Origin of the sequence: Kitasatospora sp. NPDC090308, from assembly GCF_044769485.1 — a bacterium.
In the GTDB taxonomy this organism is placed as follows: Bacteria; Actinomycetota; Actinomycetes; order Streptomycetales; family Streptomycetaceae; genus Kitasatospora; species Kitasatospora fiedleri.
This window is the reverse complement of the sequence record NZ_JBIVXY010000004.1, coordinates 194,675-218,209: the sequence shown is the minus strand read 5'-3', so window position 1 is coordinate 218,209 and position 23,535 is coordinate 194,675. Positions and strand designations below refer to the sequence as shown.

Annotated in this window: 22 protein-coding genes and 1 pseudogene; 10 read left to right on the top strand and 13 right to left on the bottom strand. The window is 75.1% G+C overall.

Annotated elements, in window-relative coordinates; translation table 11 throughout:
* Positions 1-60: 60 nt before the first annotated feature.
* From ACIQVD_RS11555 to ACIQVD_RS11535, 5 genes are all read right to left on the bottom strand, one after another.
* A complete protein-coding gene (locus ACIQVD_RS11555; protein WP_402288085.1) occupies positions 61-798 on the bottom strand; it encodes an RES family NAD+ phosphorylase in 738 nt (245 codons plus the stop codon).
* Positions 795-1,583 carry a hypothetical protein gene (locus tag ACIQVD_RS11550; protein ID WP_402288083.1) on the bottom strand — a complete coding sequence of 263 codons (789 nt, stop codon included), beginning with the start codon at positions 1,581-1,583 and terminating at the stop codon, positions 795-797. The genes ACIQVD_RS11555 and ACIQVD_RS11550 overlap by 4 nt, the downstream gene beginning before the upstream one ends.
* Complete coding sequence (locus ACIQVD_RS11545; RefSeq protein ID WP_402288081.1) at positions 1,576-5,106, bottom strand: CHAT domain-containing protein; 3,531 nt, start codon at positions 5,104-5,106, stop codon at positions 1,576-1,578. Before ACIQVD_RS11545 ends, ACIQVD_RS11550 begins: the two co-directional genes overlap by 8 nt.
* A gap of 95 nt (positions 5,107-5,201) precedes the next feature.
* Positions 5,202-5,744 carry a hypothetical protein gene (locus tag ACIQVD_RS11540; protein WP_400685152.1) on the bottom strand — a complete coding sequence of 181 codons (543 nt, stop codon included), beginning with the start codon at positions 5,742-5,744 and terminating at the stop codon, positions 5,202-5,204.
* Between the two features lie 136 nt (positions 5,745-5,880).
* Complete coding sequence (locus ACIQVD_RS11535) at positions 5,881-6,630, bottom strand: class I SAM-dependent methyltransferase (protein ID WP_402288078.1); 750 nt, start codon at positions 6,628-6,630, stop codon at positions 5,881-5,883.
* A gap of 303 nt (positions 6,631-6,933) precedes the next feature.
* Between ACIQVD_RS11535 and ACIQVD_RS11530 the strand changes: the two genes are divergently transcribed.
* From ACIQVD_RS11530 to msrA, 4 genes are all read left to right on the top strand, one after another.
* The gene (locus ACIQVD_RS11530; protein ID WP_400685157.1) at positions 6,934-7,308 is read left to right on the top strand and encodes a VOC family protein; all 375 of its coding nucleotides are present in this window, start codon (positions 6,934-6,936) and stop codon (positions 7,306-7,308) included.
* 140 nt (positions 7,309-7,448) lie between these two features.
* Positions 7,449-8,018, top strand: a complete 570-nt coding sequence (locus ACIQVD_RS11525) for a maleylpyruvate isomerase N-terminal domain-containing protein (protein ID WP_402288076.1) — start codon at positions 7,449-7,451, stop codon at positions 8,016-8,018.
* 102 nt (positions 8,019-8,120) lie between these two features.
* Positions 8,121-8,720: a YbaK/EbsC family protein gene (locus ACIQVD_RS11520; RefSeq protein ID WP_400685161.1), complete on the top strand. Its 600-nt coding sequence runs from the start codon at positions 8,121-8,123 to the stop codon at positions 8,718-8,720.
* 134 nt (positions 8,721-8,854) lie between these two features.
* Positions 8,855-9,361: a peptide-methionine (S)-S-oxide reductase MsrA gene (gene msrA, locus ACIQVD_RS11515; protein ID WP_100838825.1), complete on the top strand. Its 507-nt coding sequence runs from the start codon at positions 8,855-8,857 to the stop codon at positions 9,359-9,361.
* 244 nt (positions 9,362-9,605) lie between these two features.
* On the opposite strand, the gene ACIQVD_RS11510 is transcribed toward msrA, so the two are convergent.
* Complete coding sequence (locus ACIQVD_RS11510) at positions 9,606-10,100, bottom strand: hypothetical protein (protein WP_402288072.1); 495 nt, start codon at positions 10,098-10,100, stop codon at positions 9,606-9,608.
* Positions 10,101-10,701: 601 nt separating this feature from the next.
* On the bottom strand, positions 10,702-11,673 hold the full coding sequence (locus ACIQVD_RS11505) for a phosphotransferase family protein (RefSeq protein WP_400685166.1): 972 nt from the start codon (positions 11,671-11,673) through the stop codon (positions 10,702-10,704).
* A gap of 134 nt (positions 11,674-11,807) precedes the next feature.
* On the opposite strand from ACIQVD_RS11505, the gene ACIQVD_RS11500 reads away from it, so the two are divergent.
* Positions 11,808-12,248, top strand: a complete 441-nt coding sequence (locus ACIQVD_RS11500) for a hypothetical protein (RefSeq protein WP_400685168.1) — start codon at positions 11,808-11,810, stop codon at positions 12,246-12,248.
* 18 nt (positions 12,249-12,266) lie between these two features.
* On the opposite strand, the gene ACIQVD_RS11495 is transcribed toward ACIQVD_RS11500, so the two are convergent.
* The 3 genes and pseudogenes from ACIQVD_RS11495 to ACIQVD_RS11485 form a co-directional block, all read right to left on the bottom strand.
* On the bottom strand, positions 12,267-13,202 hold the full coding sequence (locus tag ACIQVD_RS11495; protein WP_402288069.1) for a transposase: 936 nt from the start codon (positions 13,200-13,202) through the stop codon (positions 12,267-12,269).
* 163 nt (positions 13,203-13,365) lie between these two features.
* Positions 13,366-13,515: pseudogene (locus ACIQVD_RS11490) on the bottom strand (hypothetical protein); the annotation flags it as partial.
* Positions 13,516-13,677: 162 nt separating this feature from the next.
* A complete protein-coding gene (locus tag ACIQVD_RS11485) occupies positions 13,678-14,259 on the bottom strand; it encodes a TetR/AcrR family transcriptional regulator (protein ID WP_400685173.1) in 582 nt (193 codons plus the stop codon).
* 97 nt (positions 14,260-14,356) lie between these two features.
* On the opposite strand from ACIQVD_RS11485, the gene ACIQVD_RS11480 reads away from it, so the two are divergent.
* Entirely contained in the window at positions 14,357-14,857 is a 501-nt protein-coding gene (locus ACIQVD_RS11480) for an FBP domain-containing protein (RefSeq protein WP_402288066.1), read from the top strand.
* Between the two features lie 27 nt (positions 14,858-14,884).
* Here ACIQVD_RS11480 and ACIQVD_RS11475 read toward each other — a convergent pair whose 3' ends face one another.
* From ACIQVD_RS11475 to ACIQVD_RS11465, 3 genes are all read right to left on the bottom strand, one after another.
* A complete protein-coding gene (locus tag ACIQVD_RS11475) occupies positions 14,885-15,601 on the bottom strand; it encodes a GNAT family N-acetyltransferase (RefSeq protein WP_402288063.1) in 717 nt (238 codons plus the stop codon).
* Between the two features lie 74 nt (positions 15,602-15,675).
* Positions 15,676-16,329: a hypothetical protein gene (locus ACIQVD_RS11470; RefSeq protein ID WP_402288061.1), complete on the bottom strand. Its 654-nt coding sequence runs from the start codon at positions 16,327-16,329 to the stop codon at positions 15,676-15,678.
* 162 nt (positions 16,330-16,491) lie between these two features.
* Complete coding sequence (locus ACIQVD_RS11465) at positions 16,492-17,370, bottom strand: NAD(P)H-binding protein (RefSeq protein ID WP_402288058.1); 879 nt, start codon at positions 17,368-17,370, stop codon at positions 16,492-16,494.
* Positions 17,371-17,577: 207 nt separating this feature from the next.
* Here ACIQVD_RS11465 and ACIQVD_RS11460 point away from each other — a divergent pair, with 207 nt between their 5' ends.
* From ACIQVD_RS11460 to ACIQVD_RS11445, 4 genes are all read left to right on the top strand, one after another.
* The gene (locus tag ACIQVD_RS11460; RefSeq protein WP_402288056.1) at positions 17,578-18,132 is read left to right on the top strand and encodes a TetR/AcrR family transcriptional regulator; all 555 of its coding nucleotides are present in this window, start codon (positions 17,578-17,580) and stop codon (positions 18,130-18,132) included.
* 319 nt (positions 18,133-18,451) lie between these two features.
* Positions 18,452-21,547 (top strand): acyltransferase domain-containing protein, encoded by a 3,096-nt coding sequence (locus ACIQVD_RS11455; RefSeq protein ID WP_402288053.1) that lies wholly within the window; start codon positions 18,452-18,454, stop codon positions 21,545-21,547.
* Positions 21,544-22,683 carry a 3-oxoacyl-ACP synthase III family protein gene (locus ACIQVD_RS11450; RefSeq protein ID WP_402288051.1) on the top strand — a complete coding sequence of 380 codons (1,140 nt, stop codon included), beginning with the start codon at positions 21,544-21,546 and terminating at the stop codon, positions 22,681-22,683. The genes ACIQVD_RS11455 and ACIQVD_RS11450 overlap by 4 nt, the downstream gene beginning before the upstream one ends.
* Positions 22,680-23,528 (top strand): SDR family NAD(P)-dependent oxidoreductase, encoded by an 849-nt coding sequence (locus ACIQVD_RS11445; RefSeq protein ID WP_402288049.1) that lies wholly within the window; start codon positions 22,680-22,682, stop codon positions 23,526-23,528. The genes ACIQVD_RS11450 and ACIQVD_RS11445 overlap by 4 nt, the downstream gene beginning before the upstream one ends.
* The last annotated feature ends 7 nt before the right edge of the window (positions 23,529-23,535 follow it).

Below are 23,535 nucleotides of genomic sequence, written 5' to 3'. Positions count from 1 at the left end.
CCGTGCTCCGAGGACGCACAAGTTGCGGGGGGATCGCCGCTCCCCGGTCCGCCGCGCCGCTCACTGCCCGGTCCCCTGGCCGGCCCCCTGCCCGGCCCCCTGCCCGGTCCACGTCGCGGGCACCGAGACCCTCGCCCGCAGGGGCGCGAGCACCTCGTTGGCGCGCGCGAGGCCCTCCGGGGAGCCCAGGTCGGGGACGCTCCGCTCCGGCACCGCCTCCAGCGGCCCGTCCGCGCCGCGCCCGACCCGGTCCCGGTAGAGCACCATCACGTCGTCGCGCCGGTTGCGCCGGGAGTCCCAGAGCAGGCCCTGCGCCCGGGGCTCCTGCGCCCGGATCTCGCTCGACCAGCGCCGCGACACGGCGTAGTTGCGCTCGTCGTCGAGGAGGGTCTCCTGGCAGCGCACGGCGGCCAGGTCCGCGCCGGTCAGCAGCGGGACCAGGACCAGGTCGCACCGGGAGCGCAGGCAGCTCAGCGCCCGCCCCTCGGCCGCGGCGTAGCCGACCTCCCGCACGCCGTCCCCGCCGTAGGGCACGGAACGCAGCAGGCTCTCGGCGAGCGCCGTGAGCGGTGTCGCCGCGAGGTAGAGGTAGTGGTACGGGTCGAGGACGGTGCCCTCGAAGCGGCCGCCGCCGAAGTGGATGTCCGCGAGCCGGTCGTTGAACTCGTCCGGCGCGTACTTGGACTTGTGCACCCGCCACAGCTCGGTCCCGGCCGGGACGGTGGTGAGGTGGGGGCTCAGCTCCGTCCCGGCCCGGGGGAAGAAGCCGGTGGGGTCGAAGGGACGTCCGCTCGTCATTCGCCCTCCACCAGTTGGGCCGCCGCCCCGACCAGCTCGGCATCGGGCAGTCGGCCGAGCAGCGACACGGGCCGACCGCCCAGCCAGCTGTTGCCGCCGAGCCACCAACTCGCGGCCCCCCAGGGGTCGATGTCCGCCAGCAGCAGCCGGTTGACCGCCAGGACCACCCCGTGCGGGGCGCCGTCGCCCGCGAACTGGAACCGCGGGTACCGCGCGCTCTCCGGAGAGCCGGGCACCCGGATCAGCTCGGGCGGCGGCGGACCGCCGCAGCGCTCCCGGGCCTCCCGCGCCGAGATCGCCGCCTCGCCGAGCAGCGGGTGGCCCGGCCTGGCCCCGCCGGACCGGACGGGGGAGGGCTCGCGTTCCGGCGCGGGCTCGGGTGCCGGTACGGGGGAGGGCGCCGGTACGGGGGAGGGCCCGGGTTCCGGCGCGGGTACCGGTGTCGGTTCCGGTTCCGGTGCGGACAGCCAGGCCAGCAGCTCCCGGGCGGCGGCCACGTCCGCCGGCCCGGGTACGTCGGCGACCAGCCGGGAGGACTCCAACGCGGCCCGCACCGGATGCTCGAAGGACAGCCGCCGCAGCGCCAGCCGGACGCCCTGGAGCGCGTTGCGCCGACCCCGGTCGTCGTCCGGGGGCACCGCGGCGAGCGCCGCCAGACTGCCCAGCAGGACGGCGTACCGCTCCTCGCCGAGCTGCGCGCGGATGCTGTCGCGGTGTTCGCGGATCAGGCCGAGCAGCCGTGTCGTCGCCCGTCCGCGGCCCTCGTCCGCACCGTCCTCACGCATGTGCCCCTCCCTCGCTCCCGTTCTTCGGCCCGCCGGGCCCGGCGGGCCCGGGGTGGCCCTGGTGGATGAAGGCCGCCCAGTGCGCGATCCGGTCCAGCCCCGGGCGCCGCAGTTCGTCCACCAGCTCCTCGTGCAGCGACTCCGGGGCCCGACGGTCCGGGTCGAGCATCCACAGCTGGGCGGCCCGCAAGGCGTCGACGGGGCTGAGCCGGTCGACGTTCAGGTGGTGGTGGAACACCGCCATCAGCAGCGCCGACACGCCGTCCGAGACGGCCCAGCGGGAGCCGACCACGTCTCGCGCACCGGCCGCGCAGAAGCCGGTGGTGAGGGTCAGCGCCTCGTCGTGGTCACGGGACGACAGGTCGGTCCGGCAGGCGCTGAGCACGACCAGCGGGCCGTCCTCGGCGGTGCCCCGGGCACCCGGGTGGTCGAGCAGCCGGGTGACCGTGAGCCGCCCCGCGGCGGGGTCCGGGTCGCCGTCGGGGCCGGCCAGGTGGAGGGCCGAGGCGGTGGGGTCGGTGCCCTCCGAGCCGTGCGCGCTCAGGTGGAGCAGCGAGGCGCCGTCGGCGAACCGTCCCAGGACGGCCCCGGGCGTGCCGGGGGCCACCTCGTCCGCGGCCAGGTACGAGACGCTGCCGTACAGCCGGGCCCCGGGGTAGAAGGAGTCCCGCAGCGCCGTCACCTCGATCTCGGCGTACATCAGGCTCTGGCCCGGGTCGGCCAGCAGGACGGGCGCGGCCGTCGGCGGCCGGGGCGCGCGCCGCACCGAGCGCAGGAACTGGCTGCCCGAGGCGGCGTAGCTGACCACCGCGGCCTGGCAGAGGTACCCGCGGGGCGGCCCACCGGGGAGACGGCCGGCGTGCCAGGGCACCAGGCCCAGGCGTCCGCACGGCACCAGGACGATCCGCAGCGGCTGGCCCCCGGCGCCCAGGTCCCGCTCCAGATCGGCCAGCAGCGGGCCGAGCACCTCCCCCGCCCAGTCGCAGAGCGCGTCGAGCGCGTCCTCCCAGGCCCGCCGCAGCGCGGGGTCCTCGCCGTCCGCCCGCGCCGCGGCGTCGAGCGCCGCGGCGGCGTCCAGGTAGTCCTCCAGCGGTCCGCTCCCGGCCCGGGACAGCTGCTCCAGGACGACCATCGCCGCCCCGAGCCGCGGGCTGACGACGATGACCACCCCGGGGCTGACCCCGTCGCCGGGGACCAGGTACAGCAGGGCGTCCGCACCGCCGTCCGCGAGCCCGTCCGAGAGGTCCGCCAGCGTGGGGGTGGCGAGCAGGCCGTCCTCCGCGCGGTAGCCGAGCGCCCGGAGCGCCCGCCGGCGCAGGGCGCTGGGCAACTCGCCGGGGACCCCGCCGTCGGCGTCGCCGTCGTCGCCCGTCGTCGCGGTGGCCGTCGTCGCGGTGGCCGCCCTCGTGGTGGCCACCCGCCAGGCGTCGGCGAGCTCCCGGTGCCCGCGCCGCTCCAGGAGTTCCGGGACGGCCGCGGAGGTCGACGCCGCGTGCAGCACCAGCGCCCGTCCCGCCTCCAGCGCCGCCACCGCCTCGGGCAACCGCCCCTGCGACCCGGCCCACAGCGCGGCCTGCACGCCCCGGCTGGCCCCGGCCCGGGCGGCCACCAGCCCGTGCTCGGCACCGGTCTGCAACAGGACGTCCGCGGCGAGCGCGGTCAGCGACTCCTTCGCCGCCCCCAGCGCCCTGAGGTCCGACACGTCCCCGTCCTCGACCGCGCGCACCCGGTACGCCTCGGCCAGTTTCCACAGCGCCTCGGTGGCGATCCGCGGCGCCCGCCCCTCCCGGACGCCCGTCCGGACCCGCTCCAACTCCCCGATCAGCAGGTCGAGGACGCCCCGGTCACGGGTCATGCCGTACCGGAGGGCCAGCGAGAGCGCGGAGCTGTGGACCTGCTCGGTGGAGGCGTGCGGCGGCGGGGTGCGGTGCTCCCGCATCGGCGGCGGCGGGGTGCCGCCCAGACCGGCCCGCAGGAGGTCGAAGTCCGAGGTGTCCGGGATCGGGATCCGCTCGCCGAACGGCGCCCCCGTCGCCCTCAGCTCGGACACCCCGTCCTCCAGGACGGACAGGCTGTCCAGCAGTTGCTGCCGGTCCCGGGCGAGCACGCCGAGCTTGGCGCGGGCCGCGCCGACCGTCAGCGTGACCAGCCCCCGGAAGAAGCCGTCCGGGACCTCCTCGGCCAGCCGCTCGGCCTCGGCCACCAAGCCGCGCGCCGTCTGCACGTCCTCCTCGGGGTCCCCGCCCGCCCTGAGGTCCATGACCTGCTGGTACAGGCCCGTCACCCGGCCCAGGACGGTCGGGTCCCCGACGCCGGGCGGCAGCGAACCCTTCATCTTCTCCAGGCCGTCCCGGAACGCCGCCAGGTGCCGGAGGCCGGCCTCCTGGTCCTGGAACGTGCCGCCGGTGCGGCCGCCGACGTTGAGCAGGACCGCCCGGAGCGCCTCCAGGTGGTGGGACCAGTCGACTCCGGCGGGCGGCCGGCCCTGGACGGTGCGCAGCCGGTCGAGCAGCTCGTCGATCCGCTGCTGCGGGTCCGTGCTGTCCAGCGCCTCGCCGAGCCCGGCGGAGGTGGCGTTGACCGCGTCCACGGTGGCGGCGATGCGGCGCAGATCGGCGGGGTCGGTCGGGGTGGCGGGGTCGGTCGGGGTGGTGGGGTGCTCGGCCGGGGTGGCGGGGTCGGTCGGGGTGGTGGGGTGCTCGGCCGGGGTGGCGGGGTCGGCCGGGCCCTGCGCGGTGGGCGTCGGCGCTGCCGCTCCGAAGGTCCGGTCGAGCAGCTGCCGGAACTGTTCCGCGAAGGGGTCCCCGTCCGGAAGCGCGCCCGTCAGGACGTCGTGGAGGCCCGCCGTCGACGGAGCCGCCATCCCCGCCCGCAGGCGGCCCAGCAGATCGCCGTGCTCGGGCGGCAGCGGCAGGTCCCCGATCTCCGCGAACAGGGTCTGCACCTCCCGGGCGAAGCCCATCAGCTCCGCCGGCGTGGAGCGCGTCGTCCAGTCCAGGAAGGCCGAGAGGTCGGGCACCGAACGGAACCCGCTCTGCGGCGGGACGGGCGCGATCAGTCCGACCAGGTGGAACGCCGCCCACTGGCGGTGCTCCCCGCTCGCCGTCGCCCCCAGCACCGTGGCCGGGTCCCGCACCTCGCGCAGCAGGGACTCCGCCCGCTCCCGGTCGCCCGGTGCCCCGGTGGCGGCCCACCGGGTGGCCAGCGCGACGCCCAGCCACAGGTGCGCCGCACTGCGCAGCGCCGGGTCGTGGTCCAACAGCCCCGCCAGCTGTTCGAGTTCCCGGACGGACGCCTCGCACGCGGGCAGCAGCGGCAGCCCGCCGCCCGGGGCGGGCAGCAGGCGCCTGGCCCGCTCCTCCGCCTCCGCGACCCAGGTGCGCAACCCCCGTACGCCGCCGTCCTCCGTGTCCTCGTGCTCGACCTCGCCGTTCTGCGTGCCGCCGTTCTGCGTGTCGCCGTGCTCGCCGTCGCCGTTCCGCGTGCCGTCGTGCTCCACGTCGTCGTGCTCCACGTCCCCCACCGGCTGCCTCCCGCCTCTCCGCGTTCCCTCCGTGACACTCCGCCACTATGCCGAGACCCGGACCCCGGCCGCAGTCGATCCCGGGACCCGCCCGCTCAACGTCCGGAATCCGACCGGGAGACGCCCAGTTGGGCCCGCATCTCGTCCCGGACCCGGCGCAGCCCGGCCCACCCGGTGTCGATGCCCTGCTGCGCGGCGGCCGGGGAGTCGCCGGCCCGGGGCGTACCCGCGTCGAGGCGGCGGACCATGCCGTAGAGCGCGCCCAGGCCGTGGCTGAACGGCCCGGCGAGGTCGAGCACGGGCTCGGGCACCCGCAACTGCGCCTCGGCGTACACCGCCCGGTACCGGTCGCGCGCCTCGGCCAGCCGCTGCCGGGCCGCCGGGACGTCGCCGTTCCGGCCCAGGGCGTGCACCTGGTCGGCGAGGGCGGCCAGGTACTGCCGGGCCGTCGTGTTCAACGCGACGTAGCACGCGCGCAGTTCGTGCTCGCGCCGCTGCCGCTCCGCCGCCGCCCCGGCGCGTTCCTGCTCGCGCCGTCGCCCGTCGTCCGCCGCGCGTTGCGTCAGCAGCGCGGACAGCAGCGTCCCGAGGACGCCGACCACCGCGACGCCCAGCGCGCCGGTCCCCTCGATGTCCACCCCGGCCCTCCGTCCGCCGCGCTCCGCCGAACGGCCAGCGAAGCAGCGGGCCCAGGGGCGGGGGAAGGGCAGGTCCTGGGTTCGCCCGGGATCCGCCCGGAGTCCGGCCGGGGTTCGACCCGGGGCCGGGCCGGTGTCAAGCCGTTGCTCGGGAAGGGGCGTTCGGGCGGCGGGCCAGGAAGACGTGTTCCCGGCCGGGGCGGTCCGGGGCGCCCCGGACCTCGACCGGATCCAGGCCCGCCGCGCGCAGGTCGGCCTCGACCTCGGCGCGTTCGCGGAAGCGCAGGGTCGAGTCCGAGGTGAGGTGCTGCCCGTCCGCCGCGAACACGTAGTGCCAACGGAACGTCACCAGCGGCCCGGAGACGTCCAGCAGCTCCACCCAGTTCTCCACCGCACCGACGTCCGGCAGCTCGCTCACCCGGTGGGACGCCTCCCGCGTCCAGGACTCCCAGGCCCGGCGGGCCGGCACCCGGCTCTCGAACACCAGGTGCCCGCCCGGGCGCAGCGCGCCGCGCACGCCCAGCAGGGTGGCGTGCCACTGCCCGGGACCGGTGACCGCCTGGGCGGCGTTGGCGGTCATGGTGACCAGGTCGACCTCCAGCGGGGGCAGGCCCGTCGCGTTCCCGACCAGCCAGCGGACCCGCTCGGCACCCGGCTTGCGGCGGGCCACCGCGACGGACGCGGCGGCCGGGTCGACACCGAGCACGCGCACGCCGCGCCCGGCCAGCAGCAGGGCGAACACCCCGGTGCCGCAGCCCAGGTCGAGGACGCGGGACGCGCCGAGCTCGTCCACCAGGGCGAGGTAGGGCGGCAGGTCGTCGCGCACCGGGTCGAGGGCGTCGTAGATCGCCGCCAGCCGGGGCAGGGTGAAGCATTCGTCGGCCATCCGCGCGACGGTAGCGCCGACGGCGCTCCGGCCGCGCCCGGTTTTCGGTGCGGCCGGGGCGGGGGGAGAGGGGAGCGGCGGCAGTGGGAAAAGGAGTTGTCGGGGGAGGAGGGGGTTCCGTACGGTGTCCGGGTGAACACCGGAACGGCCATGGGCCACGCACGGATCGGTGACCCGGTGGGCGACTGACCGCGCCCCGGGTGCCGCAGGGTCGCCCGCACGCCAGAGGACCACCACCTCCTCCGCGCAGTGCGCGTACCGCCCCCTTGCCGACCACATCCGGAACGAGGTCAGACCCGAACCATGCCCGCCGCCTTCAACCACACCATCATCGCCTCGCGGGACCGCACCGTCTCCGCCCGCTTCTACCAGGAGCTGCTGGAGGCCGAACAGGCGCCCTCCTGGGGCCCGTTCACCAATCTCCAACTCGCCGACGGCGTGCTGCTGCAGTTCGCCGAACCGCCGGTGGAGATCCAGCGGCAGCACTACGCCTTCCTGGTCGACGACGAACTCTTCGACCGCGCCCACACCATGCTGCGCGAACGCGGCATCGACCACTGGGCCGACCCGCAGATGCAGCGCCTCGGCGAGACCAACACCGAACACGGCGGACGCGGCGTCTACGTGCTCGATCCGGCCGGCCACGGGCTGGAGCTGATCACCCGCCCCTACCTGTGATCGGTTGATCTGTCGACCTGTTGATCTATCGACCCGCCGACCCGCTGACCTGTCGACGCGGGTCGGCGGGCCGACGGGTCGGCAGGTCAGCGGGTCAGCAGGTGGGCGTAGCGGCGAATCGCGGGTGCGAGGATGGGGCGATGGACCATCGGGAACTGCGTGCGGCCCTGACGGAGACGCGAAGCGTCCTCACCCCGCAGCTCGGCCTGGACTGGGGCGTCCCGGCCGGCCCCCTGGAGTGGAGCTGCCGGGACACCCTCGCCCACATCGGCCACGACCTGCTCGCCTACGCCGGGCAGCTCGCCGCCCGGCCCACCGACCGCTACCTGCCCTTCGACCTGACGATACGTCAGGACGCATTCCCCGCCGACCTGCTGGCGACCGCGCTGGCCTGCGGCGACCTGCTGGCCCTCGCGCTGGCCGCCGCCGACCCCGGGCTGCGCGCCTGGCACTGGGGCTCGACCGACCCGAGCGGTTTCGCCGCGATGGGCGTCGCCGAGACGCTGCTGCACACCCACGACATCACCACCGGCCTGGCCCTCGACTGGACGCCGCTGCCCGCGCTCTGCGCCGCCGTCCTGGCCCGGCTCTTCCCGGGCGCCCCCGCCGGAGAGCCCGCCCCCGTCCTGCTCTGGTGCACCGGCCGCGGCGAACTCCCGGGTCGGCCGCGCCGGGAGTCCTGGGCCTGGCGGGCGGCGCTCGCCGAATAGCCGTCGGAGCTGTCGGAGCTGTCGGAGCCGCCGGAGCCGGTGTGGCTGTCGCAGTCGGCGGAGGCGTGCGGGCGCCGGGTGCGCCTTCGCTAGAGTCGGGGCATGAGCGAGCAGACGGAGCAGCTGGAGCAGGCCGGGTCGACCGAGGAGTCGGTGCGGGCGCCGTTCGGGAACTTCCCGCAGGTGCGCCGGGCGGTGGACGCCGTCGGGGAGTTGGCGGCCCCGGTGGCCGAACTGCTCGGGCGCTGGGACGCGGAGCTGGCCCGGCAGGTGCTGTACGTGGACACCGATCCGGAGCTGGCCGACACCGCCGTGTTCTGCGCCGCGTACGACGTCCCGGCGGAGGCGTCCGCGAACTGCGTGGTGGTCGCCGCGAAGCGCGGCGGGGAGACCACGCTGGCCGCCGGGCTGGTGCTGGCCACCACCCGGCTCGACGTCAACAAGGCGGTGCGGAGTCACCTGGGCGCGCGCAAGGCGTCGTTCGCGCCGATGGACACCGCCGTCGGCGAGAGCGGCATGGAGTACGGCGGCATCACCCCCGTCGGCCTGCCCGCGCACTGGCCGCTGCTGGTCGACGCCGCGGTCGCCGCCGCCCCGTACGTGCTGGTGGGCAGCGGTCGGCGGCGCGGGAAGCTGATCCTGCCGGGTGCGGTCGCCGGTGCGCTGCCCGGGGCGCAGGTGCTGGAGGGGCTGGCCGGCTGAGCGAGGCGGTGCGCGGGTCGGCGCACGGGCCGGGCGGGGAACATCGGGGGTGTCCGGGCGGTTGGACCGGATGGTCCCCCGGGGCGGTGCCCCGGGCGGACGAGTCGACGTCCCATGCGAGGAGTGAGTACTAGATGACCACGGACCGTGCCGTCCTGGCCGGCGGCTGCTTCTGGGGTATGCAGGAGCTGATCCGCAAACTCCCCGGCGTCCAGTCGACCCGCACCGGCTACACCGGCGGCGAGAACGCGCACGCCACCTACCGCAACCACCCCGGCCACGCCGAGGCGCTGGAGATCGTCTACGACCCGGAGCGGATCAGCTACCGGACGCTGCTGGAGTACTTCTTCCAGATCCACGACCCGAGCACCCTGGACCGGCAGGGCAACGACATCGGCAGCAGCTACCGCTCGGCGATCTTCTACGCGGACGAGGCCCAGCGCGCCACCGCCCTCGACACCATCGCGGACGTCGACGCGAGCGGCCTGTGGCCGGGCAAGGTGGTCACCGAGGTGACCCCGCTCGGCGACTTCTGGGAGGCCGAGCCCGAGCACCAGGACTACCTCCAGCACTACCCCAACGGCTACACCTGCCACTACCCGCGCCCGGGCTGGAAGCTCCCGGTCCGCGAAGGAGCGTAAGGGCCCGAGCCCCGGCCCCTGCGGGGGCTGAGGGCGTGCACGGCGGCGGCGGTCATCGGTTTCGGTGGCCGCCGTTCGCCGTGTGCGGGGGCCGGGGTGGGCGCCGTTCGTCGCAGGCGTCTACGGGGCCGGTGCGGGGTGACGAGGACCCTCGAAATCGGCGCTGACCGGAGTGCTGTGAAAGACCGGGTCGCAGACGTGAATGCGGAAGCGTTCCGCTGCGGGACGAAACGCCCGGCTTCGTTCACGGCAGGGTGGCGGGGGCGTTGAGCTCGGTCGTCCTGCGCAGGAGTTCACGGTCGGTGCAGTAGCTGTCCGGATCGTCCACGGTGCACAGGACGTATTCGCCGTGGACGCGGAAGACACTCAGTGCGAACTCGCAGTCCCATGACTTGCCGAAGCTGGCAAATGCCTCCTGCCCCTCGGTGGCGCTCCGTTCACTGACGAAGACATCGGATTCGCTCCGGGCGTAGAACATCCAGGTGCCCTCGCGTTCGCACGAGGCCGTGCCCGGAATGCCGTCGGCGGTGGCCCGGTGGTCGAGGCCCAGATGCAGCGTCATGCCGAAGCCGTCCTGCCACGTCCCGAGCATGTCGCTCTGGCCGACCACGACTTCGTCGGGCCGCTGGTAGCCGATCAGGCCGGCACGAGCTGCCGAGAGGAGGGCCAGCGGCGCGAGAAGTACCGCCACGATGAGCCCGACCCACCCCCAACGCGCCAGTGCTGTCTTCTTGATCATGGGTACCCGCCCTGTTTCGTTCGACGCATACGAACGCACCCGGCCGACGGCATCCCAGGACGGACGATCGGATGAGATCGCCTCATCATGGCATCGAATTTGAACATGTTCAATCTTGTGATGCCGTCCCGGAGGGATGGCAGCGCGAACCCGGTCCTCTGCCGACCGGGTACTGCGGCCCGGGACGTGCCCACTGCGCATTCTGACGGCTCGGCGGACTTTCGGGGGAGCGGTGCACGAGGTGACCGGGGAAGACGGGAAAGGAGGGCTCGTGAACCCCGCCGACTTCTCCACCGAACCGAACAGTCACCCGCCACGCGCCGCACTACTTGGCGGTGCGGCTTTCTGTGGCTGTGCCCGGAATTGCGTGACAGGCCAGGTCGCCGGCCTGAATGTGGGACCGTTTCGCGGGGATGGGTTTGCCTACTCGGAAACGGGCGAGTCGGCACCCCTCCTCGATCGTTCGCGGGCCCCCGGCCATAGCCTCGGAATTCCCCTGGTTCTGCCCGGATTCCCGTGCGGTTGAGCGGTTGAGCGGTTGAGCGGTTGAGTGGTTGAGCGGCGGACGGCGAGGTCGGGTCGCGCTCCGGATCGCCGTGGCTCAGCTCGGCGAGTGCATCAGGGAGGTGAGGTAGGCGTTCAGCCGCTCCTCCACGGTTTGTGTCGTCAGCTCGGTTCGTCCGGCCTCCCGCCACGGCTGTGCCACCCACTGGACTTCCTCCGAGAACGCCAGGGGGGCTCGCACCTGCCAGTACAGCCGTTCGGGCGCGGTCGGGGCCAGCGTTCCGCCGGCCTCCTGGTAGGTCTCGGTGAAGCGCAGGCCCCACTGCGGGCCGTGCAGTAGCGCGAGATTGGTGGAGCAGTGCGCCACGTCGAGGTCCGTCGGGCCCCAGGAGGCCGCCGCCCAGTCGACGACACCGGTGATCCGGGGGTCGGCGGTGCCGGTCGGATCGTCGGCCGGTGGGCCGAACAGCACGTTGCCGGGCTGGAAGTCGCGGTGCAGGAAACGCCCTTCGTGGCGCGGCGCGGGCGGGCGGATCACGTCGATCGCGGCGTTCCAGACCGCGGTGTCGGCGGTCTCGGGGGTCACGACCGTGTCGGCGGTCGTCAGCGCCACGTACTCCCGGGGTCGGACGGCGGGCCGTACCGCGTGGATCGCCACGAGTTGACGGGCCAGCAAGGGCAGGCGCGTCTCAAGCCCTTCGTCGGCAAGGACCGTTCGGCCCGGCAGATGGGTCATGAGGAGCGAGGGGTACGCGCAGTGCGCTGCGGTCGGATCGACGGCCACCAGTGCGGGCGCCGACACGTCGGTACCGGTCAGCGTGGTCAGGGCGCCGGCCTCCCGGTGCAGGAGGTCCTCGGCCGGCCCCTGCCGGGTCGGGGCGACGAAGGAGCGGAGCACCAGGTGGCGGGTTCCTCCGTCCCGCGTGCCGATGGTCAGCCTCCGCATGTCGGCGGTGGCGCCGCCGTGCAGCGTCTCCGCTCGGACGATCCGTTCGCCGGACCCCAGGTGCCGACGCACCCAGGCCAGTGTCGACGGTCGGACGGGCGCCGCCTCGTCATGGTTGGTCACCGTGCCACCTCATCATCCGGTCGGCGGTGCGCGCGAGCCTTTGCGGGCCGGTCCGCGAGTGGTGGGTGGGGATTTTCAGGGCTCTGACCGGAATTCCGTGAAGGCTCCCTTGGCGTATGTGATCTACTCGCGGCATGGGCAGCTCGAACATGGACTACCGCGGTTCCGGGTTCTGGGTCCGCGACTACCAGGTCGAAGTGTGGCTGTACCTCTTGGCGCAGGAAGCCAAGGCGGTCGCTGACGCTCCGGCATGGTTGGCCGGCGCCCGTGATGAGTGGGAGGCGCAGGCCACGGCCGGCTTCATGGGATGCGTCTCGTCACGCTTGGACGAGCACCTTGGAACGGACCCTGATCGCGTCGCGCTCACGCTTCATCTTTCGGAGCGCGCCGTCCAGCGACTACTCGCATGGGCTCCGGCCATCCCGAAGGATCTCGTGAATTCCTTTGGCACTGGCGGTGATCAGGAGGCGTTCGACACGGACCTGCCCACCGACCCTTTGCTGGCATGTGGTCGTGCCTTCATCAGCCTTCTTCGTGGAGAGGTCCCGCCCGGATACGACAGGTGGGCGTCCTGATCTCGCTCGGGCACAGGCTCACGCCCTTTTGGGGATGTGTATCCGAAGGAGTCGAAACGAAGCCCGGCCGTACATGGTTCTTTTGAGCGTTTTGACCCGGTTCACGTTGCCTTCGACCTCGCCGGAGATCCATTCGAGGGTGAGTCCGGCGGTGACGGCGGCGAGGTCCTGGCGGAGGAAGCCGGCGAACGAGCGCATCGGCGCGGGGGCGCCCTGCTCGGCCTGGTCGATCCAGTCCGGCAGGAGGGTGCCGAGGCGGTTGGTCATGAGGTCGTGGAAGCATCGGGCCAGGTCGTAGGCGCGGGCGATGTCCGGGCAGGCGGTCCTGACGTCCAGCAGCTCGTCCTGCTCGCGTTCGGTGAGGGTGCCGATGGGCCGCATGATCCAGGAGGTGATCCGGCGCGGGCTGGGGATGTCGGTGCGGACGGGTTCGGCGGTTCCCTCGCGCAGGGAGGCGACGTGGCGGCGCACGGCCAGGACGCTGCCCTGGTAGCCGCGTTCGGTGATTTCGCGGAAGAGTTGCTGGGCGCTGGTGCACCCGGCGGTGAACCGGCTGTTGAGGTAGGGCTTGGACGGGTCGATCAGCCCCTGCTTGCCGACGCCGAACTCCCGGGCGGAGGCGAGGAGTTCGTCCAGCGGGGTGGTCTTGAAGCGGCGGACGGTCTTGCGGTCGAGCCCGAGGTGGCGGGCGATGGCGCTGATCGTCCACTTCTGGTCCAGTAGGCGGTGGACGTCCCCGTAGCGGTCGCGGGTGCGTTCGACGATCGGGGTCCGGGGCAGTTGGAGGACCGGCAGGTTGATCGCGGGCAGCTCGGGAGGCGCTTCCTGGTCTGCGTGTTTGCGCAGGCAGGAGCGGTGCTGGTGGCAGGTCTTCTCGACCGCGGCGGACAGGTTCTGCAGCAGGTGCCAGCGGTCGGCGGCCTCGATCGCACCGGGTGCGGTCGACCGCGACACTGAGCTTGCGGCACAACCGCTCGCCCGTGCGGCCGCCGAGTTCGACGGCCACCGCTCGCAGCCAGTCCTTCAGCCCGGTGCTGGAGCGCAGGTGACGCTCGCTCGGCCCCCGGACCTGCTCGACGAACGTCCGCCGCGCGCAGCGGACGCGGTCGCAGAAGTACCGGCGCACCCGCAGCCGCATCAACAACTTCCGCCCCGGCAAAGGGCTTTCGGCCACCATGTGCCAGTACGTGGAGTGGACCCGCCGACCCCGGATCCCGCAGTCCGGGCAACGGACGGTCGGACCGCACGCGCCGACCTCGACCAGCACCAGGTCCAACCCGGCGGTCACCCGCTCCAGTTCAACATCGACTCCAGGGAACAGCACGTCTTCGATCGCGTCGAGAGCCACGTGAAGGTCGTCCCGTAGCGAAACGATCCTGCATTCATGCCGATGACCTGGTCTTTCACGGAATTCCGGGCGGAGCCATTTTCAGCCAGTCCGCTCGGGGGTGCTGCGGGCGCGGAGGAGGGTGTCGAGGGAGTCGACGATCCAGTCCCAGGACTCCTGCGGGGGGACGGGGGTGTGAGCGAAGCCGCCGGCGGATTCCAGGCCGATGTAGCCGTGGAAGACGCTGCCGAGGAGGCGGACCGCGTGGGTCTGGTCGGGTTCGGGGAGGTGGTAGCCGCGGAGGATGGCCCGGGTGAGGTGGGAGTGGCGGGGGGCGGCACTGGCGGCGGCGGTCTCGGGGTCGAGGCGGAGGCGGGCGGCGTCGTAGCGGCCCGGGTGTTCGCGGGCGTAGCCGCGGTACGCCTCGGCGAAGGCGGCGAGGGCGTCGCGGCCGGACCGGCCGGCGATCGCGTCGGTGGCGCGGTCGGCGAGTTCGGCGAGGGCCAGCAGGGCGATCCGGACCTTGAGGTCGTGGGAGCTCTTGACGTGCGAGTACAGGCTGGCGACCTTGACGTCGAAGCGGCGGGCCAGCTCGGTCACCGTCACCTGGTCGAAGCCCACCTCGTCGGCCAGTTCCGCGCCCGCTCGGGCCAGTACCTCGGGGGTCAGACCTGCACGTGCCACCGCACCCACCCGTCCCTTCCTCGTCGTCGTCCGGTCGTGCTTCCTGAGTCGATTATCCATTTGCCTAAACGACTTAGGCAAATTAGCGTGGTGTTTCGTGAGAGAGCTGACCGACCCCGAGATCCGCGCCGCGTTCCTGAACTGCTCCAAGGGCGAGGCGAAACGTCTGAACCTGCCCCGCGAGCTGCACGAACAGCCCTGGTCGGAGCTGGACTTCCTCGGCTGGCGCGACCCGCAGGCCCCGGACCGGGCCTACCTGGTCGCCGAGCTGGAGGGCCGCCCGCAGGCCGTCGTCCTGCGGTCCTCCTCCGGCGCGTCCTGGCAGCCGCGCCGCAGCATCTGCTCGCTGTGCGTCACCACCCACACCGGCGGGGTCTCGCTGCTGGTGGCCCCGCTGGCCGGTCCCGCCGGGCGGCAGGGCAACTCGGTCGGCGCGTACATGTGCAGCGACCTGGCCTGCTCGCTGTACGTCCGCGGCCTGCGCGAGACCGGCACCAAGATCCACGAGTCGCTGACGCCGGAGCAGCGGATCGAGCGGATGCGCGGCAACCTGGCCGCCTTCCTGGCGAAGGTGCGCGGGGAGGCTGCGGCGGGCTGAAGCCCCCTCGGGGGTGCGCGGCCGGGCTCAGGGGAGTTCGACGGAGAGCTGGGTGCCCAGTTCGCGGAAGCCGACCCGGGCGGCGACCCGGCGGGAGGCCGGGACGCGGGCGCGCCACTGGGGGAGCAGCCCGGCGGCGAGGGCGTGGGCGGCGGCGGCCGTCGCGGCGACGCGGGCCAGGCCGCGGCCGCGGGCCGTCGGGTCGGTCAGTGCGCTGAACTGGGCGGTCTCGAACGGCCAGGCACGGTAACCGCAGGCGGCCAGGACGCGGCCGTCCCGGAGGACGGCGAACGCGGGCGAGGTGATCTCGCCGAGCGCGGCCTCGTCGCGTTCCATGGCCGGCACCCTGGCCTCCAGGGCGCGCAACTCCTGCTGTTCGTTGGGGAGTTCGTGGACGGGTGGGCGTCGGGCCGCCGACGCGAGGTCGGTCGGGGCGAGGTAGGCGAGCGCGGCGGGGCCGAGCACCCGGCCGACCGGCAGTGCGGCGCGCAGCCGGTCCGCGTCCCACCCGGCCTCCGGGCAGGACCGCAGCGCGGCGCGGAGCAGTTCGGCGCGCCGGGCATCCGGGGCGGTCGCCAGCACCGCGCCGCCCAGCGTCAGCAGGCCGACCCAACCCGGCGGGCACAGGCCGGAGTTCGGTGACACCACGACACTCGAGGCGCCGGGCGCGGGGAAGGCCGCGGGCACGTCGGCCAGCCCCGTCCAGAGGCGGGACGCCCGGTGGAGCAGGTGGTCGTCGGTCATCGCCCGATTCTGGCAGTGCGGTCGGCTCCGCCGCGCCGGGATTGCGGGCCGGGGGCGGGGCGGAGGAGGGAGGCTCAGTGGCCGCCCTTCGGGAGTGCGCAGCCGCCCTCCAGGTACGGGCCGTGCACCTCGATGTGCGGCGGGTCGGACAGCACGCCCGTCAGGCAGGGGCCGAGCTGCGGGACGGAGAAGGTGAAGTGCACGCCGTCGCCGCCCTGGTCGACGGTGGCGTCCGGGTAGCCGAGGCGGGTGAGCAGGGCCTTGGCCTGCTCGGGGCCGGTCGGGGGCTGCGCGGCGGCCTCGGCGGCGATGCGGGCGGCGTGCGCCTCGCCGCGGCACTGGGCGGCGGGGTTCAGCGGGGCCGTCCGCAGGTAGGCGTGGTTCTCGGCGTACTTGGGGTTCTCGGGCTGGGGGCCGGACGACGGGGTGTCCACCGGTGACGGCTGCGCGGTGGGCTTCCCCGCGCAGGTCCTCGCGACGCTCGGGAACGCCCGATCGTGGTCGGCCACCGCCTGTGCGTACTGCTGCTCGTACTCCTGCTGGGCCGCCTGCGCGGCATCCGGCGAACCGGCGGCGGCACCCGCGGCGGAGCCGGAACGCGCGGCGGAGCCGGAGCCCGTGACGGAGCCGGAGCCGGGGGAGTCGGAGCTGCGGGTGGAGCCGCAGCCGGCGAGTAGGGTGCCCGCGGCGAGCACGGTGGCGGCCACGGCCAGGGCGGGACGTTTCACGGTGGGGCGCTCCGGTCGGCAGGGACGGGCCCCTGCGGCCCGTCGCGCCGATCATCATTCCGTATGCGGTGGACCGGCGGCCTGAGTACCCGTACTCAGGCCCGCGACGCGGGGGCGGGCGGTAAGGGCGTTCCGGTGCAAGTCAGTTCGAGACGGCCGTGGTCAGGGCAGTCGGAGGGCCGCGCGGAAGGCCGGCAGGTGGTCGGCGAGGAAGGCGTCCACCGTGCGGGCGGGGCGGCCGAGCAGGTCGGGGACGGCGGTGGTCACTCCGGCCAGCGAGCCCGCGGCGACCTGGCGCAGCAGCTCGGCCAGGCCCGCGGTGAAGCCGGCCGGGAGGCCCTGGGCGGCCAGTGCGGCGGAGACCTCGTCCGGGGTGAGGGGCGCGAGGCCGACCGTCCGGCCCAGGGCGTGCGAGATCCGGGCGGCCAGCTCCCGGTCGGTGACGGCCTCCGGCCCGGTCAGGACGAAGGACTCACCGGGGCGCGGCGGCCCCGTCAGCAGGGCCTCCGCGCACTCGGCGATGTCCCGGCAGTCGATGTGCGAGACGGGCGCGCCGCCGTAGCGGCCGACCAGGCGCCCGTCGGGGGTGAACGTGCCCGGGGCCAGCAGGTTCTGCAGGAAGCCGGAGGGTTGCAGGAGCGTCCAGGCGGCCGGGCCGGACTCGGCGAGGCGGCGGTCGAGCACGCCGTGCACGCCCTCGGAGAGCGGGCGGCCGGGCGCGGCGTGCCACACCGAGACCTTCACCACCCGTTCGACGCCCGCCGCCGCGGCCGCGTCGATGACGGAGCCGAGCTGACGGACCATCGGCTGCTCCCCGTCCACCGGCGCCGCGCCGGGCCCGTTCAGGAACAGCCGGTCGACGCCGTCGAACGCGGCGGTGAGCGAGCCCGGATCGGCGAAGTCGCCCACGACGTACGCGCAGCCCAGGGCGCGGCCCTTGGCCTCGTCCCGGACCAGGGCGCGGAACTCGGCGCCCCGGTCGGCGAGTCGGCGGACCAGGTGGCGGCCGATCGAGCCGGTGGCTCCGGTCAGCAGGATCACGGCGGGTTCTCCCCTGTCTGGTGTTCCGTGGCGCGGCGGACGGCGCGCCGATAAGCTGAGGCATCCTCGGTTTCGAGGTGAGTCGAGGATGCCTCGACTTGACGGCCGACCGCAAGAGCCGACGGGCAGGGGTCGGCCACCAGGGCCGGGCGCAGGGGCCGACCGCGAGGACCGGCAGCAAGGGCCCGGCCGGGAAAGGGAGATGACGTGACCGAGACCGCCCGCCGCCGTCCGCGCGCCGACGCGCGGCGCAACCGTGAGCGGCTGCTCGCCGAGGCCGACGCCGTCTTCCGGGAGGAGGGCACCGGTGCCTCGCTGGAGCGGGTGGCCCGCCGCGCCGGGGTGGCCATCGGCACGCTCTACGGCCACTTCCCGACCCGCGCCGCACTGATCGCCGCCCTGCTGGACGCGCGCAACCAGGAGCTGTTCGCCCACGGGGACGGACTCGCCGAGCACCCCGACCCGGCCCGGGCGCTGGCCGACTGGATCCGCGCGGTGGTCCGGCACGCCGCCGCCTACCAGGGCCTGGCCGCCGCGCTGGCCGCCCGTTTCGACGAACTCCAGGACTCCTGCCACCGGTTGACGGCCATCGGCGACCGCCTGGTCGACCGGGCCCGCCGGGCGGGCGCCCTGCGCGGCGACACCACGGGCGCGGACGTGTTCACCCTGATGAACGCCGCCGCCTGGGCCCGCGAGCACGACACCGAGGCCCAGGCCGACCGGCTGCTCGACCTCGCGCTGGCGGGGATGATCGCGCGGTGACGCCGGGACGGGGGCGGGGACGGGGCGGGGCGGGCGGCGGGCGGGGTGGACGGGCGGTGGCCACGGAGTGCCGGAGCCGGTGAGTTCGCGCGGGTGTTCAACGGTGACGGAACTTTCAACACATTCACCGGTCATATGACTGGATGGTGGGCGTACTGATTGGGCACTGTGGTGACGGGCCGGACGCCGGCCGCGCCGAGGGGAGTCGGTGCGGGGCCGGGCGCGGTGCGGCCCGTACCGGATCGGCCCTCTCGCTGCTGCGGAGCGTGCAGTCATGCCCGTGTCGGTTCACATGTTCCCAGGTCAGGGGGACTTCCCCGTGCAGACGCTGTACCGGGCCGCCGCCCGGGACGGTGCCCTGCGCCGCGCGCTGCGGGCCGTCTACGAGGAGATCGACGCCACCGTCGCGACCGCCGACGCCTCCGTCGATGACGCCGTCCCCGCTTCCGACACCCCCGCACCCGCCTCCGTCCCCCCGCTGGCCGCCCTGCTGCTCGGCGAACACCCGCCCGGCGGAAGGGAGTTGGCCGAGGGTCCGGTCGGCCTCCAGCAACTGGCCCACTACGGTGCGGCGGTGGCCTGGCAGCGGGTGCTGGCCGAACGGTACGGGCCGCCCGACGCGCTGCTGGCCGTCAGCTTCGGGGAACTCGCCGCGCTGACCGTCGCCGGTGCCTGGACGGTCGGGGCCGGCGCGCGCGCCGCGTACGGCCTGGCCCGGGTGCTGGCCCGGACGCCCGGCGGGCTGACGCTGATCGGCTGCGGGGAGCGGCGGGCTGCCACGCTGGCCGCCCGCGCCGGGGGCGGCCGGGTCGCCGTCGGCTGCGTCAACAGCCCCGGGGAGTGCGTGCTCGGCGGGCCGGTCGACCGGCTGGCCGCCGTCGAGCGGCTCGCCGCCGAGCAGGGCGTCACCGCCGTCCGGCTGCGCCTGCCCTTCACCTCGCACCACCCGGAACTCGACCGGCAGCGACGGCAGTTCGAGGAGATCCTGCGCGGCGGCCCGGCGATCGGGGAGCCCGCCGTCCCGGTCTACTCGGCCGTCGCCGGACGCCGCTACACCCCCGCCGACGACCTGGCCGCCCGCGCCGCCGACTGCCTGGTCCGCCCCGCCCACCTGCCCCGGCTCCTCGCCCTGCTCGCCGCCCACGGCCACACCGACTACCGCGAGGCCGGTCCGGGTGGCGCGCTGAGCCGCAACGCCGCCGACTGCCTGCGCGGCACCGGCGCCCGGGTGCACGTTCCACCGACCGGCCAGCCGTTCGCCCCACCGCTCGACGAGCTGCCCGATCAGCTGCTCGCTTCAGCGCCCGGTCGGCCGCTTGCTTCACCGTCCGGCCTGCCGCTCGACCAGCTGCTTGCTTCACCGTCCGGCCAGCTGCCCGTCCCACTGCCCGGCCTGCCGCCCGATCGGCCGCTCGCCTCACCGTCCGGCCAGCCGCCCGCCCCACTACCCGTCCCACTGCCCGTCCGGCCGCCCGCCTCACCGTCCGGCCAGCCGCCCGCCCCACTACCCGACCACCCGCCGACCCCCGCAGCGAGAAGGACCGTGACGATGGCCGAGGAGCCGACGAGGACCCTGGACGAACTGCTGCACGGTCGCCACCACCCCGGCTACCTGCCCCGCCTGCACCGCGCCCTGGCCCGGCACCCCTACCGGGTCGCCGAGTCCGCCGCCGAGCGCGAGCCCTACCTGTACCGCCGCCTGCGCGCCCTGCTGCGCGCCCTGCCCGCCGCCGCCGACCTGCACGCCGACGCCGACGCGCTGGCCGCCGCCCTGGCCTGGGCCACCGTCGCCGACCCCCGGCTCGGCATGACGGTGGTCACCCAGAGCATCCTGGGCCAGGGCTCGTTGCTGCGGCTGGCCGGCGGGCCCAAGGACGTCCGGCCGGAGCTCGACGCCGTCGACGCCGGTGCCCTGCGGATCGGCTACCTGGTCACCGAGGCCGGCCGCGCCAGCAGCCACCTCGGCGCCGGGACGGTGGCCGAATTCGACCCCGGTCGGCGGGAGTTCGTGCTGCGCACCCCCACCACGGCGGACCGGAAGTTCGGCGGCGTGGCCGGGCACCCCGGGCCGCGCGGAGCCGTGGTGATCGCCCGCGCGGTGGACGGGCGGGGCCGGGAGGGCGGGGTGTTCGCCTTCCTGGTGCGGCTGGCCGACCACAACGGCCCGCGCCCGGGCGTCACCCTCTCCCCGCCCGTCCCGGTCGGCGCGCTCCCGCTCGGCTACCACCGGATCGGGTTCGACGGCGTCCGCGTCCCCGAGGCGCACTGGCTGCGCGACGACGCCGACCTCGACGAGCACGGCCGCCTGCGCGACCCGCGCACCCCCGAGGACCGGCTGCGCCGCACCCTCGCCGTCGGCCAGGACCTGTGGGGCGTCCTGCCCACCGCGCTGGCCGCACTCGCCCGCCAGTCCGCGGTGCTCGCCGTCCGGCACTCCCGCCACCGCGAGACCCGCGCCGCACTCGCCCCCGGCAGCCCCCTGCTCGCCCACCGCAGCCAGCAGCGCGCCCTGCTCGGCGCCCTCGCCGACGCCTTCGCGCTCAGCTGCGCCGCCGCCCGCGCCCGCGAACTGCTCGCCGCCGCCCGGGAGTCCGACACCGCCGACGCCGAGGCCGGGTTCGCACCCTGGTCCGCCGTCAGCCGCCCGCTGTCCGCGTACAAGGCGCACTGCGCCGACGAGGCCGAACGGATCGTCGCCGAGTGCCAGCGCCGCTGCGGCCACGCCGGACTCGCCGACGACAACCGGCTGGCCGGCTACCACGGCTTCGCCCGCTCCTTCGACCCGGCCGGCGGCGACAGCCGGCTGATCCGCTACGACCTCGGGCGCGCCCTGCTCGACGACCCGCCCGCCACCGGCATCGGCACCGCCACCGGCGCCCTCCCGCCCGTCCCGGCCGACCTCGCCGACCCCGGCTGGTGGCCCGCCGTGCTGGCCCGCCACCAGCACACCCTCACCGGGTGGCTGCGCCGGGCCCGCACCGAGCACGCGCCCGGCTCCGCCACCCCTTTCGAGGTGTGGAACCCGCTGCTCGACCGGGCGGCCGAACTCGGCGCCACCTACGCCGCCCGGCTCGCCGCCGAGGACCTCCCGCGCGCCCTCGCCACCCTCCCCCCGGACGAGGCCACCACCGCCCTCGCCCACCTCGCCGCCCTGCGCGCCGCCGACCGGACGGCCGGCGCCCTGCTGCGCCACCGCACCCTCACCCCGGGCGACCTGGTCGGCCTGGAGAACGCCCTGGAGCGCGGCTACGACCGGCTGCTGCCGCACCTGGAGCGGATCGAACGCGCCTTCGCCTTCCCGGACGACCTGGTCCGGGCCCGCGACGGCGCACCCGAGGCCCGGTCGGCCGCCACCGACTCCGCCGACCCCGCCGACTCCGCCGACCCTGCCGAGCGGAAGGAGCCGGGGCCGTGAACGCGGTGGGCGTGTGGGGCACCGGGCGGTACGTGCCGGCCCGGGTGCGGAGCAACGCGGAGGTCGCGGCCGGGACGGGGGTGACGCCGGAGTGGATCGCGGAGCGCACCGGCGTGCGCCGTCGGCACGTCGCGGACGGGTCGCAGGCGGCCTCGGACCTGGCTGCGGAGGCGGTGCGCCGGGCGCTGGCCTCGGCGGGCGTGACGGCCCGGCAGCTCGGGCTGCTGGTCTGCGCGACCTCGACGCCGGACGAACTGGGCCCGGCGACGGCCTGCCGGGTGCAGGCCCTGGTCGGGGCGGCGGACGCCGTCGCGCTCGACGTCTCCGCGGCCTGCTCGGGCTGGCTGTTCGGCGCGAAGGTCGCGCACGACTGGCTGCGGGAGGCGGACGGGCCGATGCTCGCGGTGGTGGTCGGGGTGGAGGCGTACTCGAAGTTCCTCGACCCCGCGGACCGGGCCACCGCCGTGCTGTTCGCGGACGGGGCCGCCGCCACCGTGCTGGGCCCGGTCGAACCGCCGGGCGGGCTGGGCGGGTTCCGGCTGGGCTCGGACGGCAGGCTCGCGGACCGGGTGCTGATCCCGGCCGGCGGCAGCCGGCGCCCGGCGACCCGGCAGACCCTCGCGGAGGGCGCCCACCGGATCCGGATGGACGGGCGGACGGTGAGCCGGTTCATCCGGGACGCCTTCCCGCGGATGCTCGGCGAGACGCTGGAGCGCCACGGCCTGACCACCGACGACATCGACCACGTGATCACCCACCAGCCCAACCCCGTCCTGGTGCGCCGGCTCGCCGCCGAGGCGGGCCTCGCCGACCGGATGACCGTGGTCGGCGACCTGGTCGGCAACATCGGCGCGGCCAGCGCCCCGTACGCACTGGCCACCGCGCACGCCGAGGGCCGGCTGCAACCCGGCGACCTGATCCTGCTGACCGTCTTCGGCGCCGGCATGACCTGGGGCAGCGCCCTGCTGCGCTGGTCCGAGACCAGCTCCGAGACCAGCTCCGAGACCAGCTCCGAGACCAGCTCCGAGACCCGCCCCGAAGCCCGTCCAGAGACCCGCCCCGGCAGCCGCACCGACACCGGGGCTGGCACCGGGACCGACCCGCACCGCACCGAACGGAAGGAAGAACTGTCATGAGCAGCAGCACACTGCCGGGCGCGTTCCGGCTGGACGGCGCCCGCGCCCTGGTGACCGGGGCCTCCCGGGGCATCGGGCGGGCCTGCGCGCTGGCGCTGGCCGAGGCCGGGTGCGAGGTCGTGCTGACCGCCCGGTCGGCGGCGGCGCTGCACGCGGTCGCCAAGGAGGCCGAGGCGCTCGGCGCCCGGGCCCGGGCGCTGCCCGCGGACCTGGGCGCGCTGGGCGCGCCGAGCGCCGTGGTGGCGGAGGCGGCCGCCGCGCTGGGCGGGATCGACGTGCTGGTGCACAACGCCGGGGTGCTGCCCACGGCGGCGGACGGCAGCCCCGTCCTGGTGCCGTTCCAGGACTCCGCGCAGGACGACTGGGAGCACGTGATCGCCGTCAACCTGAACGTCACGGCCGAGCTGTGCCGGGCCGCGCACCCGCACCTGGCGGCCTCCGGGCGGGCCTCGCTGATCCTGATGTCCTCGGCGGCCGGGCTGATGGGCACCCCGATGCTGGAGGCGTACGCGGCCTCGAAGGCCGCCCAGATCTCGCTGGCCCGCAGCCTGGGCGTCGGCTGGGCGCGGGAGGGCATCCGGGTGAACGCGGTCTGTCCCGGCTGGGTGACCACCGACATGACGAGTTTCGCGTCCGACGCGGAGCCGGTCTCGCAGTGGCTGATGAGCCACGTTCCGCAGGGCCGCTGGGGCACCCCCGAGGACGTCGCCGCGGCGGTGCTGTTCCTGGCCTCGCCCGCCGCCGACCTGGTCACCGCGCAGACCCTGGTGCTGGACGGCGGGCTCAGCACCCCGGACGGCGGACTGGCGGGCGTCCCCAAGCCGCCGTCCCCGTTCGCGGCCTGAGGGGGCG

What these genes read in the sequence shown, in the direction of transcription:
- ACIQVD_RS11550 (WP_402288083.1), bottom strand. Translation starts at nt 1,583, where the DNA reads ATGCGTGAGGACGGTGCGGACGAGGGCCGCGGACGGGCGACGACACGG.
- ACIQVD_RS11555 (WP_402288085.1), bottom strand. Translation starts at nt 798, where the DNA reads ATGACGAGCGGACGTCCCTTCGACCCCACCGGCTTCTTCCCCCGGGCC.
- ACIQVD_RS11510 (WP_402288072.1), bottom strand. Translation starts at nt 10,100, where the DNA reads ATGATCAAGAAGACAGCACTGGCGCGTTGGGGGTGGGTCGGGCTCATC.
- ACIQVD_RS11520 (WP_400685161.1), top strand. Translation starts at nt 8,121, where the DNA reads ATGAGCGAGCAGACGGAGCAGCTGGAGCAGGCCGGGTCGACCGAGGAG.
- ACIQVD_RS11535 (WP_402288078.1), bottom strand. Translation starts at nt 6,630, where the DNA reads ATGGCCGACGAATGCTTCACCCTGCCCCGGCTGGCGGCGATCTACGAC.
- ACIQVD_RS11475 (WP_402288063.1), bottom strand. Translation starts at nt 15,601, where the DNA reads ATGACCGACGACCACCTGCTCCACCGGGCGTCCCGCCTCTGGACGGGG.
- ACIQVD_RS11525 (WP_402288076.1), top strand. Translation starts at nt 7,449, where the DNA reads ATGGACCATCGGGAACTGCGTGCGGCCCTGACGGAGACGCGAAGCGTC.
- ACIQVD_RS11500 (WP_400685168.1), top strand. Translation starts at nt 11,808, where the DNA reads ATGGGCAGCTCGAACATGGACTACCGCGGTTCCGGGTTCTGGGTCCGC.
- ACIQVD_RS11530 (WP_400685157.1), top strand. Translation starts at nt 6,934, where the DNA reads ATGCCCGCCGCCTTCAACCACACCATCATCGCCTCGCGGGACCGCACC.
- ACIQVD_RS11445 (WP_402288049.1), top strand. Translation starts at nt 22,680, where the DNA reads ATGAGCAGCAGCACACTGCCGGGCGCGTTCCGGCTGGACGGCGCCCGC.
- msrA (WP_100838825.1), top strand. Translation starts at nt 8,855, where the DNA reads ATGACCACGGACCGTGCCGTCCTGGCCGGCGGCTGCTTCTGGGGTATG.